Source organism: Streptomyces sp. NRRL F-525 (genome assembly GCF_000716605.1).
Lineage (GTDB): Bacteria > Actinomycetota > Actinomycetes > Streptomycetales > Streptomycetaceae > Streptomyces.
In genome coordinates this window covers 25,594-37,913 of record NZ_JNXE01000035.1, presented here as the reverse complement: position 1 = coordinate 37,913, position 12,320 = coordinate 25,594, and the positions used below count along the sequence as shown (strand labels likewise).

The 12,320-nt window shown below is 70.3% G+C and carries 12 protein-coding genes; 7 read left to right on the top strand and 5 right to left on the bottom strand.

What is annotated here, in order from left to right:
* Positions 1–29: 29 nt before the first annotated feature.
* A complete protein-coding gene (locus OO69_RS36565; protein WP_033285214.1) occupies positions 30–1,307 on the bottom strand; it encodes an amino acid deaminase in 1,278 nt (425 codons plus the stop codon).
* Between the two features lie 138 nt (positions 1,308–1,445).
* Between OO69_RS36565 and OO69_RS36560 the strand changes: the two genes are divergently transcribed.
* The 5 genes from OO69_RS36560 to OO69_RS36540 all read left to right on the top strand — a co-directional run bounded on the left by OO69_RS36560 (position 1,446) and on the right by OO69_RS36540 (position 5,976).
* Positions 1,446–2,492: a sugar kinase gene (locus tag OO69_RS36560; protein ID WP_033285213.1), complete on the top strand. Its 1,047-nt coding sequence runs from the start codon at positions 1,446–1,448 to the stop codon at positions 2,490–2,492.
* Positions 2,489–3,250 carry an IclR family transcriptional regulator gene (locus OO69_RS36555; protein ID WP_033285272.1) on the top strand — a complete coding sequence of 254 codons (762 nt, stop codon included), beginning with the start codon at positions 2,489–2,491 and terminating at the stop codon, positions 3,248–3,250. The genes OO69_RS36560 and OO69_RS36555 overlap by 4 nt, the downstream gene beginning before the upstream one ends.
* Entirely contained in the window at positions 3,247–3,651 is a 405-nt protein-coding gene (locus OO69_RS36550) for a RidA family protein (protein ID WP_033285212.1), read from the top strand. Before OO69_RS36555 ends, OO69_RS36550 begins: the two co-directional genes overlap by 4 nt.
* A gap of 114 nt (positions 3,652–3,765) precedes the next feature.
* The gene (locus OO69_RS36545; RefSeq protein WP_033285211.1) at positions 3,766–5,241 is read left to right on the top strand and encodes a GntP family permease; all 1,476 of its coding nucleotides are present in this window, start codon (positions 3,766–3,768) and stop codon (positions 5,239–5,241) included.
* Between the two features lie 75 nt (positions 5,242–5,316).
* Complete coding sequence (locus OO69_RS36540; protein ID WP_033285210.1) at positions 5,317–5,976, top strand: hypothetical protein; 660 nt, start codon at positions 5,317–5,319, stop codon at positions 5,974–5,976.
* Between the two features lie 41 nt (positions 5,977–6,017).
* Here the strand turns inward: OO69_RS36540 and OO69_RS36535 are convergent, their stop codons facing one another.
* A complete protein-coding gene (locus OO69_RS36535) occupies positions 6,018–7,271 on the bottom strand; it encodes a hypothetical protein (protein WP_033285209.1) in 1,254 nt (417 codons plus the stop codon).
* Between the two features lie 88 nt (positions 7,272–7,359).
* Entirely contained in the window at positions 7,360–7,878 is a 519-nt protein-coding gene (locus OO69_RS36530) for a SigE family RNA polymerase sigma factor (protein WP_033285208.1), read from the bottom strand.
* A 170-nt stretch (positions 7,879–8,048) separates the two neighbouring features.
* Here OO69_RS36530 and OO69_RS36525 point away from each other — a divergent pair, with 170 nt between their 5' ends.
* On the top strand, positions 8,049–8,591 hold the full coding sequence (locus OO69_RS36525) for a hypothetical protein (RefSeq protein ID WP_051801470.1): 543 nt from the start codon (positions 8,049–8,051) through the stop codon (positions 8,589–8,591).
* 153 nt (positions 8,592–8,744) lie between these two features.
* On the top strand, positions 8,745–8,969 hold the full coding sequence (locus OO69_RS36520; RefSeq protein WP_033285207.1) for an antitoxin: 225 nt from the start codon (positions 8,745–8,747) through the stop codon (positions 8,967–8,969).
* A 24-nt stretch (positions 8,970–8,993) separates the two neighbouring features.
* Here the strand turns inward: OO69_RS36520 and OO69_RS36515 are convergent, their stop codons facing one another.
* Together OO69_RS36515 and OO69_RS36510 are read right to left on the bottom strand one after the other, a co-directional pair.
* Complete coding sequence (locus OO69_RS36515; protein WP_051801468.1) at positions 8,994–10,268, bottom strand: MFS transporter; 1,275 nt, start codon at positions 10,266–10,268, stop codon at positions 8,994–8,996.
* 114 nt (positions 10,269–10,382) lie between these two features.
* Positions 10,383–12,071 (bottom strand): chitinase, encoded by a 1,689-nt coding sequence (locus OO69_RS36510; RefSeq protein ID WP_051801467.1) that lies wholly within the window; start codon positions 12,069–12,071, stop codon positions 10,383–10,385.
* Between the last annotated feature and the right edge of the window lie 249 nt (positions 12,072–12,320).

Here is a 12,320-nt window from a genome sequence, read left to right as displayed (position 1 = left end):
CATGCCTCCAGCTGGGTCCGATACGGCTTCTAGAAGAACGTACGGATGTAGTCGACGACCGTCCCGTCCGCCTCAGCCACCGGAATCAGCTGCCACTTGTCGAAGGACGTGCACGGGTGGGACAGGCCCATCCCGATCCAGTCACCCACCTCAAGGTCCGCCTCCGGGGCCGTCCGCAGCCAGGCGTGCTGGTCGGACAGCCCCGTCACCTCGACGCCGGTCGCCGGGTGCTCGGTGCCGTCCCGGCGGACGACCTGGGCGACGGGCAGGTCCAGGTCGTAGGCCGCGTCCCGCTTGCCCGCGTTGGCGAAGGCCTGCTCGGGGGAGGGGCGGGAGACGATCTGCGCCCAGAGCCGGAACGCGGGCTCCAGGGCGCCCTCTTCGGGGATGCGGGTGAAGGGGGTGATCTCGCGGTAGTGGCCGTCGTCGTGGGACACGTAGGCGCCGGACCGTAGCAACTTCAGCGCGGGGAGCGAGAGTTCGGGCAGCTCAGCGAAGACGTCGGCCACCGCGTCGAACCACGCACTGCCACCCGCGCTGACGACGATCTCGTCAACTCCCTTGAAACGCCCGTCCTTGTCGAACTCCACGGCGAGCGCGGTCAGTTGACGCAACCACGCGTGCACCCGCCCGGGATCAGCCTGCGGCACCTCCCCCTCGTACCCGGCGACCCCCACCAACCGCAGTGTCCCTACGGCCGCCACCGCGTCCGCGACCGCCGCGCACTCCGCCTCCGTGCGGACGCCGGTGCGGGCGCCCTCGCCGGCGGCCAGTTCGACGACGACGTCCAGCGGGCGGGCGGCGCCGCGCAGGGCCGCGTCCATCAGCTCGACGCCGCGCACGGAGTCGACGTAGCAGATGAAGCGGAAGTCGGCGTCGGCGTCCAGTTCGGAGGAGATCCACTTCAGGGCCGACGGGTCGACCAGTTCGTTCGCGAGGAAGACGCGGTCGATGCCGAACTGCCTTGCCACGCGCACCTGGTGGGGGACCGCGAGGGTGATGCCCCAGGCGCCGTGGGCGAGTTGGCGGTGGAACAGCTGGGGGGCCATGGAGGTCTTGCCGTGCGGGGCGAAGGCGAGGCCGTGGCGGGTCGCGTAGGTCTCCATGAGGCGGAGGTTGTGGTCCAGTCGCTCGGCGGAGAGGGCGAGGACCGGGGTGGTGAAGCCGTCGGTGAAGAGGTTGCGGCGCTGGGCCGCCAGCTCGGTGAGCGTGAGGCCGTCCGCGTCCGGGGGGAGGCCCTTGAAACGGTGGTCGACGCGTTCCCCGGCGAGCCGGGCGAGCGCTTCGGTACCGGTGTCGCGGACCATGGGGCCTCCCTGAGCTGGAGTGTTGCAATCTCTGCAACCTTCATTGCGTATATCGCTTACCGCTGTCTAACATCTCGCCCAACACCGGGTCAACGGAGCCGCCGCCCCCGGCGCACCGGACGAGGAGCCATCACCATCGTGACCGCCGACGGACAGTCCACCGCCGCCCGTGACGTCGTGGACGTCGTAGCGCTGGGCGAGTCCATGGTCACGTTCCTACCCAGTCGGCCGGGCCGCCTCGCCGACGTGCCGTCCTTCGATCGCGCCATCGGCGGCGCCGAGTCGAATGTCGCGTGCGTGCTGGCGGCCGCCGGGCACAGCGTGCGGTGGGTCAGCCGGGTGGGGGCCGACGGGTTCGGTGATCATCTCGTCGAGACCATCGGGGGGTACGGGGTGGATGTGTCCGCCGTACGGCGTGATCCCGTGCGGCCGACCGGTATCTACTTCCGCACCGCCGGGGACCGGGCCACCGACGCGCACGAGGTGGCGTACTACCGGGCCGGTTCCGCCGCCTCCGCGATGGGCGTCGCGAACGTGGACCTGGCCGCCGTACGGGGTGGGCGGGTGCTGCATCTGTCGGGGATCACCCCGATGCTGTCCGAGGACTGCCTCGGCCTGGTGCGTGAGCTGACCGCGATCCGCGCGCACCGCCCGCTGATCTCGTTCGACGTCAACCACCGTCCCGCGCTGGGGCGTTCGGCCGACGGGCCGAGCGTGCTGCTTGAGCTGGCGCGTGGCGCCGACCTCGTGTTCGTCGGGGAGGACGAGGCCGCCGAGGTCTGGGGGCTCGTCGGGGCCGATGCCGTACGGGCCGCGTTCCCCGACCCCGAGACGCTCGTCGTCAAGCAGGGCGGGCGCGGGGCGACCGTCTTCCACCGGGGTGACGTCACCTTCGTGCCCGCGCCGCACGTCGACGTCGTCGCCGAGGTCGGTGCCGGGGACGCCTTCGCCGCCGGGTTCCTCTCCGCGACCCTGCGGGGACTTCCCGTACGGGACCGGCTGCGGCACGGGCATCTCACGGCCGCCGCCGCCCTCACCGTGCCCGGCGACCTCGCCGCGCCCCCGGTCCGCGACCACGCCGACCGGCTGGTCGCCCTGGACGACCAGGCGTGGGGGAGACTTCGACTCGGCCCCGGCTGGACCGACGCCGCCGACTGGGCCGACGAGGAGGTATGTACGCCATGAGTCAGACCGTCGACCGCGCGCTCAGCATCCTGCCGCTGCTCGCCGAGGGCCCCGCCGACCTCGGCCAGGTCGCCGAGCGTCTCGACGTCCACAAGTCGACGGCCCTGCGCCTCCTGCGCACCCTGCACGAACACGGCCTGGTCTACCGCCAGTCCGACCAGCGCTACCGCCTCGGCGCCCGCCTCATCGCCCTCGCCCAGGAGGCGATGGAGAACCTCGACATCCGCGAGATCGCCCACCCCCACCTCGCCCGGCTGAACGAGCAGTGCGGTCATACCGTCCACCTCGCGGTGTACGAGGAGAACGAGGTCCTCTACATCGACAAGGTGGAGAGCCGTTATCCGGTGCGCATGTACTCGCGGATCGGGAAGCCCGTCGCCATCACGGTCGCGGGCGTGGCGAAGCTGCTGCTCGCCGACCTCCCGGAGATCGAGCGCCGGGCCCTCGCCGACAAGCTCGAATACCCCATGTACACCGCCCGCTCCACCCCCAACGCCCCCGCTTTCCTGCGGGAGTTGGAGAAGGTGCGGGAACAGGGCTGGGCCACCGACCTCGGCGGCCACGAAGAGTCCATCAACTGCGTCGCCGCGCCGATCCGGGGCGCCGACGGACGGGTGGCCGCCGCGATGTCGGTCTCCGCGCCCAACGTCGTCGTCACCGCCGACGAACTCCTCACCCTGCTCCCCCTGGTCCGTCGCACGGCGGACGCCATCAGCGGTGAGTACTCCGGCCGAACTACCACCAGGGACACCGAATGACCGACAAGACCGCCCTCACCCCCAAGACCCACACCGCCCCGCCCGCGAAGTTCTCGCACGGCGTCCGCAAGGGCAACATCCTCCAGGTCGCCGGGCAGGTCGGCTTCCTCCCCGCCGAGGAGGGCAAGCCGCCGACCCCGGCCGGCCCGACCCTGCGCGAGCAGACCCTCCAGACCCTGGCCAACGTCGAGGCGATCCTGGAGGAGGGCGGCGCGAGCTGGGAGGACGCGATGATGATCCGCGTCTATCTGACGGACGTGGACCACTTCGCCGAGATGAACGCGATCTACAACGAGTACTTCGAGGGGCGCGTCGAGGTGCCCGCCGCGCGCACGACGGTCTACGTCGGCCTGCCCGCCGGGCTGCTCATCGAGATCGACGCGCTGGCCGTCCTGAGCTAGCACCGCCCCAACTCCCGCACACCGTACGACGGTTCGGCGCCCGCATCGGCGCCGAACCGCGATTCCCCCTGCCCGAAAGCCCCATGTTCTTACGACGATCAAGAGGACCCCCACATGTCGCTACCGCTCGCCGCCACCGCCCCCGCGACACCACCCCACACCGGAGGCCTGCTTCTCCTACTCGACGGCACGGCAGGCCTGTTGACGGTCGCCGCCCTCGGGATCGCGCTCCTCCTCTTCCTGATCATCAAGGTCAGACTCCAGCCCTTCGTGGCCCTCCTCGCCGTCTCCATAACCGTCGGCCTGCTGTCCGGCCTCTCGGTCACCGAACTCTTCGGCACGGTGCAGCGCTCCGACGCCGTCTCCACCATCGAGTCCGGCATGGGCGGCATCCTCGGCCATGTCGCGATCATCATCGGCCTGGGCACGATGCTCGGCGCGATCCTCGAAGTCAGCGGCGGGGCCGAGGTGTTGGCGTCCCGGCTGCTGAATCTGTTCGGCGAGAAGCGGGCGCCGCTCGCCATGGGACTCACCGGCCTGATCTTCGGCATCCCGGTCTTCTTCGACGTCGGCATCTTCGTCCTCGCGCCGATCGTGTACGCGGCGGCCAAGCGCGGCGGCAAGTCGATCCTGCTGTACTGCCTGCCGCTGCTCGCGGGTCTGTCGATGACCCACGCGTTCCTGCCGCCGCACCCCGGCCCGGTGGCCGCGGCCGGTCTGCTGCACGTCCAGCTCGGCTGGGTCATCCTCATGGGCATCGTCTGCGGCATCCCCGCCGTGCTCGCCGCGTGGGCCTACGCCGCCTGGGTCGGCAAGCGGATCTTCGTCGCCGTACCGCAGGACATGGTCGAGGCGGCGGCCGAGGCGAAGCAGGCGGTCATCGACGAACAGCGGGAGTCCGGCGTCGTACCGCAGGAGAAGCCGGTGTCGCTGGGCACGGTCCTCGCGATCATCGGTACGCCCCTCGTCCTGATCCTCGCGGCCACCTTCTCGTCGATCGCCTTCGACCCGTCGACCGGCCGCTCGGTGGTCGAGTTCTTCGGCAGCCCCTTCGTCGCCCTGACGATCGCGCTCCTCCTCGCGTACTACCTCCTGGGTCTGAGGCGCGGCTGGTCCCGCAAGTCCCTGGAGACCGTCTCCACCGCGTCCCTCAAGCCGGTCGGCAACATCCTGCTGGTCGTCGGCGCGGGCGGGATCTTCGGTGCCGTGCTGAAGGCGAGCGGGGTCGCGCAGGCCCTCTCGGACACCTTCCACGACGTGGGCCTGCCGGTGCTGGTCCTGTCGTACCTGATCTCGCTGGTACTACGGGTCGCACAGGGGTCGGCGACGGTGGCGATCGTCACGACGGCGGGCATCGTGGCCCCGCTGCTGGCCGAGGGCGACCACTCGCAGGCCTTCGTCGCGCTGGTCATCATGGCCATCTCGGCGGGGTCGATCTTCGCCTCGCACGTCAACGACGGCGGCTTCTGGATGGTCGCGAAGTACTTCGGGATCAGCGAGCGGGACACGCTGAAGACGTGGACCGTGCTGGAGTCGGTGCTGTCGGTCGCGGGGTTCGCGGTGGCCGCTGTGCTCAGTGTGTTCGTGTAAGCCGCTTGTAGGCGTCTGATAACAAAGTTGGGGCTGGCTGTGCCCGACACAGGATCGTCGACCATACTTCGCGCTGTGGAGCAGCGCATAGGTTCGAGCAGCCAGCCCCTGGAGGGCGCCGGATTCGACCCGGCCTTCGTCCCCGGGCTCACCGCACCCGCCGTGTCCTCCGACCAGCCGGAGGACACGAAGCCGGGAGATGCGGAGCCGGAGGACGCGAAGGCCGAGAAGCCGGCGGCACCGGAGGAACCGAACGAGTCGGAAGGGTCCGAGAAGTCGCCGGCCGCGAAGGCCGACCTGGAGAAGGCCGTTGCCGAGGACGATGGCGACGCCGATGCCGATGCTGATGAGGACGCCGAGGGTTCGTCCGAGAGCGACGGGCCGGTCTTCGAGGCGTCCGACCGCCGTGCGGCGATCGTCGCGGACGGGAAGGGCGTACGACTGCGCCTGGACGACCAGGCCTGCGAGTTCCGCTGGGACGAGATCGGCGCGATAGAGACCGAGTCCCCGCGCTTCGGCAAGCGGTTCACCATCACGGTGCACACGCCTGACCGCCGTTGGTACCCGATCGAGATCGAGGCGGCGGCCAGGAGCAGGTTCGCCGAGTGGGAGACGCAGCTGGACGCGGTCCTCGACGCGTACTTCGACGACGGTGACGAGGACGAGGCCGACGGGTCCGACGAGGTGGACGAGGCGGCGCTCGCCGCGGCGGAGGCAGAGGTCCGCGAGGACTGAGTTCTGTGCTCTGCCCGGCGTCGGACCAACTGCCGTGCTGATCAGATCCAGTTCGGGCTGAGCGCGATCTGCCGGAGCTGGCTCATGGTCAGGGCCGGGGCCGTGCGGGTCGCGGGGGTGTCCTGGGCGCCGGAGTTGAAGGCGCTGATCACCACCCGCCGCCCGTCGGTCCTGATGGTGTCGACGGTCCACATCACGACACCCGAGCCGCCCTTCTCGCCCGGGCCCTGATGCTCGGCGACCTTGGTGCCGTCGGCCAGGACCTCCGCGTCGGAACCGAACAACTGGCCCTCGACATCCGACATGTCGGCCTGGACGTTGACCTGGACGAAGGTCTTGCCCTTGCCGTCGTCGACGACGACGTAGCCGAACCCGGCGTCGTCGGTGTCGCTCGCCTCGGACACGGTGAGGCCCTTCGGCAGCAGGGTCCGGAGCGTCGAGGTGACGGACAGGAGAGTGCCCGTTTCGCTCGAACTGGGCTGGGTGTCCTGGGAGTTGGGGTCCACCGGCATCGCGTCGATGGCGTCCCGCCAGGCCGCGGCGGCGGCCACCTTCCTCAACTGGGCCGGGGACAGCGGCGGTTGGCTCCTGGTGATCGGTGAGTCCTTCTCGGCGGCGGCGTTCCACTCGCTGATGCTGACGTGCTGGCCCTGCGGGGTGACGAGTTCGGCGCTCCACAACTTGGTGTCCACCCGGCGGTCGGGATACTCGTACCCCTGAAGGACCATGACCACCGACCCGTCCGCCAGCCGGCTCGTGCCGCACGCGTCGTAGTGCGTGAGCGCCTTCCCCGGGCACCGGGTCGTCTGTCGCGCCTGGTCACTGCCCGGCTGCACCCGTCCCAGGCCGACCTCGACGGCCGACGCGCCCTTGCCGTCGTCGTAGACGACATGGACGTACGGCCCCGGTTCCTCGTCGGTGCCGCGGGCCTGGGCCTGCGCGAACGTGCCCTCCGGGAGCAGCTTTTCGAGCGTGTTGATGAGCGCGGCGCCGGAGACGGGGGCGGGCGCGGACGTGGCCGTGGGCCTCGCGCCGGTGGCGTGCGCGGCCTGTGCCTCGGCGGGGTTCCCGCTGGGCAGCAGCAGTGCGCCGCCCACGCCGACGAGGGCGATACCGGCGGCGCCGCCCATCACGGCGGCGTTGCGGCGGCGCAGCAGGCGCCTGCGGCCCTTGAGGGCGCCGGCGGTGGCGAGGGCTGCCCGGTCGGTCTCGAAGGCGTTGCCCGCGTCGTGCAGGCCGGCGGTGAGCCGTTCCTCGAAGGGGTCGAGGGGTTCGCTGTGCTGGGTGTCGGGCATGGCGGACCACCGTTTCGCATCAGGGGCTTGGGAGAGATTCGTACAAAGGGTTTGAAGAGGGCGGGAGTTGGCGACTGACCACAGGTGTTCAGGGGCGGGCGTACTCGTCGAGGTTCTCGCCGAGCAGTTCGCGCAGCCGGCCGAGCGCGCGGACGCAGCGGGTGCGTACGGCGGCCGAGCTGACGTGCATCACATCGGCGGTCTCCTCGACGGACCGGTCCTCCCAGTACCGCAGGACGACCACGGCGCGGTCCTTGGCGGGCAGCCGGGAGAGGGCCTGGAGCAGGGTCAGCCGGAGCGGTGTGTCGGAGCCGGGGGCGCCGGGGTCGGGCAGGTCGGGCAGGACGTCGGTGGCGCGTTCGGTGCTGCTGCGGCGCCGCTGGTGGGCGAGGTAGGTACGGGTGAGGACGGTCTGGGCGTACCCGGCGGGGTTGCCGACCCGGGTCAGCCGGCCCCAGCCGACGTACAGCTTGCCGAGGGTCTCCTGGACCAGGTCCTCGGCGAGATGCGTGTCCCCGGCGGTCAGCAGACAGGCGGACCGGTAGAGATGCCCGGCGCGCGCTGAGGCGAACTCCGCGTACTCGTCGGCACGTTCGTGTCGTCTCATGCCTGATCCCCCTGTTTTCGCGGGCTGTTGCGAGCACCGCCCTCACTTGTACTGATGCGGTGGGCCCACAGAAATGTTTCAGGTCCGGGGGAATCGCCGGGGCGGCGAGGCTCGGCAGGCGGGGCGGGTAGGGTGCTTCACCGGTTGTTTGATCTTCGCCGGAGGCTTTGTTGACCACCCCGCCGCCCGTTCCCCCCACCCAGGCGCCGTACCAGAACCCGTACCAGTCGGCGCCCTACCGGACACCGCATCCGGCATACGGCCCGCCGGGCGCCGTGCCGGCACCCGCGCCGATCGTCCCCCTGTGCCAGGTGTGCGGCGCGGGCCCCGCCGCGCGGGTCAGTGTCCGGGGCCACCAGGGCATGATCGTGATGATGCGATTCCTGCGCCACCAGGGCGTGTTCTGCAAGACCTGCGGTACGGCCATATTCCGCGGGATGCAGACGAACACCCTGATGCTGGGCTGGTGGGGCCCGTTGTCGGCCTTCATCACCCCGGTGACGCTCCTGGTGAACCTCCTCTCCGCCCGCTCCGTCCTCAACGACCTCCCCGCACCCACGACTTGGGGCTGGCGCCCGCCCCTCGACCCCGGCAAGCCGGTGCTACGACGCCCGGCGGGCCTGATCGCCCTCGTGCCGATGGCGGTGGTCGGCCTGATCGTGGCGGCGGTCTTCACTCTGTTCGCGATCGGGCTCGTCGGGGCGCTGATCTGAACCCCTCGCCCCGGCCCACGTGCGCCCCGAACACGCCCCGCCCCACGCCTCCGTCCGCCGGGGTGTCCGGGGTGGGGCCACCTTGTCCTCCGGGGCCGGGCGTGACGACCATGTCCTTGACCGCGTAAGCCTGTCGCAGCGAGGGGGACTGTCGTGTTCGACAACCTGGGAGACCTGGGGAAGCTCAAGGACAAGGCCGAGGAGATCGCCGAGGAGCACGGGGACAAGATCGCCGACGGGCTGGAGAAGGCCGGGGATCTCGTCGACGAGAAGACGGACGGCAAGCACAGCGAGCAGATCGACACCGCGGTCGACAAGGCACAGGACCTGGTGGAGCGGCTCGCCGCGCAGGCCGCGGAGGGTGGGAAGAAGGACTGACGGGGGCTGGCCAGGGGGGAACTCTCAGGCCACGGCGTCGAGTTCGTCGCTCTCTGTCGGGAGCGTGCGCATCGTGCGCAGCGGTGACAGGAAGTTCGGGAGGACGCTCACCGTCATGCCCGCCGCGCCGATCCACAGGGTCGCCGTAGCGCCGAACACCGAGCCCGACGTCCCGCCCAGCAGTCCGCCCAGCGGGATCCCGCCCCAGGACACGAACCGGGCCGTCGCGCTCACGCGGCCCAGGAGCCGGTCAGGGGTGAGGGCCTGCTGGAAGCTGGACTGGGCCACGACGCGGACGACTCCGCCGAAGGAGAGCGAGGCGAGGCCGGCCGCCGCCACGCACACGCTCCAGCCCGGGTGGGCCAACGGCATCAGGACGGTCAGCGGGCACGTCACCAGCGACGCGAGCCAGATGACCCGGCCCTGGCCGACCCACCGGGCGACCCGGGTCGCCGACAGCGCGCCCAGCAGCGCGCCGCAGCCCATCCCCGAGAGGACGAGGCCGATACCGGCGGAGTCGAGGCCCAACTCCCGTTCCAGGAAGACCAGAAGCATGGTCTGGTACATCACCAGGAAGAGGTTGAAGATCGCGTCGCTCAGCATGATCGCGCGCAGGGCGGGGTACTTGAGGACGAACCTCAGGCCCTCCTTGATGTCCCGGCCCAGCCGAGACCGCTCGCTCGGCCCCAACTCCCGTTCGGGCTGCGGCTCCTGCTTGCGGATGGTGATCGCCAGCAGCCCCGACATCGCCATCCCGGCCGCGCTCACCAACAGCGTCGCGGGCGCACCGACCCACCCGACCAGCGGCCCGGCGATCCCCGGCCCGCTGATGCTCGTCACCGAGCGGATCGCCGAGAGCTTCGCGTTCCCCTCGACGAGGTTGTCGCGCCCCACCAGATGCGGCAGGTAACTGACGTACGCCACATCGAAGAAGACCGTCAGCACCCCGTGCACCAACGCGACCGCGTACAGCCACCACACGGTGAGCAGACCCGCCCACCATGCCACCGGCACCGTCACGAGCACCAGCGCCCGCGTGAGGTCGGTGCTGATCATCACCGACCGTTTCCGCATCCGGTCCACCCACGCGCCCGCCGGCAGCCCGACCAGCAGCGAACCCGCCGTGGTCATCGCGGTCAGCAGTCCGACCTGGAACTCGTCCGCGTCCAGCGCCACGATGGCGACGAGCGGCAGAGCGAGGAAAATGATCCGGTCGCCCAACTGCCCGAGCGCGGTGGCGGCGAAGAGGCGTCCGAAGTCCGGTTCGCGGAGGAGTCCGAGCCGGGTGGGTAAAGGCATACGAGGCACCTGCCAGGAGGTCGACGTCACGGATGATCACGTCAACCTAACCGAGAGGGTGGGGAGCGCGCCCCGACAGCGGCCGCGCTCCCCACCCTCCCCGCCTACCGAGTGCTACGGCAGCGCGTGCACATGCGCTCCCACCGAGTTGGACCACGAACTCCCCGCGGCCGCGTCCCAGTTGGTGGACCACGTCATCGCGCCCCGCAGGTCGGGGTACGTCTTCGACGGCTTGAAGGTGCCGCAGTTGGTGCCGGCGGTGAGGCAGTCGAGGGCGTTGTTCACGACGGTGGGGGAGACATAGCCGCTGCCGGCCGCGCTCGTCGAGGCCGGGAGGCCCAGGCCCACCTGGGACGGGGCGAGCCCGCCCTGGAGTTGGATGCAGGCCAGCGCCGTCAGGAAGTCGACCGTGCCCTGGCCGTAGACCTTGCCGTCGCAGCCGAGCATCGTGCCGCTGTTGTAGTACTGCATGTTGACGACCGTGAGGATGTCCTTGATGTTCAGGGCCGTCTGGAAGTACGCGTTCGACGTGGACTGCATGTCGATCGTCTGCGGGGCCATCGTGATGACGAGGGACGAGCCCGCCTTGGCCGAGAGGGACCTCAACGCCTGTGTCATGTAGGTGGCGTTGATGCCGTTCTCCAGGTCGATGTCGACGCCGTCGAAGCCGTACGTCTGCATCAGGGAGTAGACGGAGTTGGCGAAGTTCGTCGCGGACGTCGAGTCGCTCACCGAGATCGTGCCGTTCTGGCCGCCGATCGAGATCACGACCTTCTTGCCGGCCGCGTGCTTGGCCGCGATGTCCGCCTTGAACTGGTCGACCGTGTAGCCGCCGAGGCCGGCCGAGTCGAGCGTGAAGGAGACCGCGCCCGGCGTCGAGGTCGCGTCCGCGAAGGCCACCGCGATGATGTCGTACTGCGAGGAGACGGCCGAGAGCTTCTGGACGGTCGCGCCGTTGTTGAAGTTCTGCCAGTAGCCGGTCACCGCGTGCTTCGGCAGCCCCGTACCGCCGTTGCCGCCGGTCGCCGTCGTCGTGCCCGTCACCGCCGTCGACTTGCCCGACTCACCGGCCGAGTTGGTCGCCGTGACCTGGAAGGAGTACGCCGTCGAGGCCGCAAGTCCCGTGATGGTGGCCGACGTTCCCGTCACCGCCGTGATCTTCGTGCCGCCGCGGTAGACGTTGTAGCCCGTCGCTCCCGACACCGCGCTCCAGGCGAGGGAGACCGACGAGGACGTCGTGGAGGGCACGCTCAGACCCGTCGGTGTCGCCGGGACCGTCGGGGCCGGGTCGCTGCCACCGCCGCCGTCGGGGCCGTAGACCGAGATGTCGTCCGCGTAGTACGCGGCCTGGCCGTACCAGCCGTGCGTGTAGACCGAGACGGACGTGGTGGACGCGCCCGTCGTGAACGTCGTCGAGAGCTGCTTCCACGACGCGGTGTCGGGGGTCCATGTCGAGACGTCCGTCGTGCCCGTGCCCGTGACGCCCAGGTAGGAGTAGCCGCCCTGCACCCAAGCGCTCAGCGTGTACGTCGAGTTGGGCTTCACCGCCACCGGCTCGCTGCACTGGGCGTTGTCCTGGCCGGCCGGGGTGCCCTTCAGGGCCGCCGCGCCGCTGTGGACCGGGGACGAGACGGTCGTGCCGCTGCCCGCCGTACAGGTCCAGTTGGTCAGGCCCGACTCGAAGCCGGCGTTCTTGGCGTTGTTGATGTCGGCGGCGGACGCCTGGCCGGTGCCCGCGAAGGAGAGGGCGAGGGCGGCCAGGGCGACCCCGGCCCACAGACGTCTTTTTCCGAGTACGGGCATGCCTGGTGCGCGGTCCACTGATGCCTCCGGTGGGGGAGTTTGGAGGGGCTGTGACTGTGACTGTGCCGACGGTGGCCACCGCTGGAAGTCCAGAGTTGGTCCAGACCAATCTGATGTCAAGAGGTCCAGACCAACTTCGCCGACGTCGGTCCCGGTGCTCCCCGCGTGATCAGATGCGCGACCTGCCCCGATTTGGCGTGTTGTGTGCGATGACAGTTGCCGCACAGCTACAGAAACGCTGTTCTCCGG

What these genes read in the sequence shown, in the direction of transcription:
- OO69_RS36565 (WP_033285214.1), bottom strand. Translation starts at nt 1,307, where the DNA reads ATGGTCCGCGACACCGGTACCGAAGCGCTCGCCCGGCTCGCCGGGGAA.
- OO69_RS36555 (WP_033285272.1), top strand. Translation starts at nt 2,489, where the DNA reads ATGAGTCAGACCGTCGACCGCGCGCTCAGCATCCTGCCGCTGCTCGCC.
- OO69_RS36550 (WP_033285212.1), top strand. Translation starts at nt 3,247, where the DNA reads ATGACCGACAAGACCGCCCTCACCCCCAAGACCCACACCGCCCCGCCC.
- OO69_RS36545 (WP_033285211.1), top strand. Translation starts at nt 3,766, where the DNA reads ATGTCGCTACCGCTCGCCGCCACCGCCCCCGCGACACCACCCCACACC.
- OO69_RS36535 (WP_033285209.1), bottom strand. Translation starts at nt 7,271, where the DNA reads ATGCCCGACACCCAGCACAGCGAACCCCTCGACCCCTTCGAGGAACGG.
- OO69_RS36530 (WP_033285208.1), bottom strand. Translation starts at nt 7,878, where the DNA reads ATGAGACGACACGAACGTGCCGACGAGTACGCGGAGTTCGCCTCAGCG.
- OO69_RS36515 (WP_051801468.1), bottom strand. Translation starts at nt 10,268, where the DNA reads ATGCCTTTACCCACCCGGCTCGGACTCCTCCGCGAACCGGACTTCGGA.
- OO69_RS36510 (WP_051801467.1), bottom strand. Translation starts at nt 12,071, where the DNA reads ATGCCCGTACTCGGAAAAAGACGTCTGTGGGCCGGGGTCGCCCTGGCC.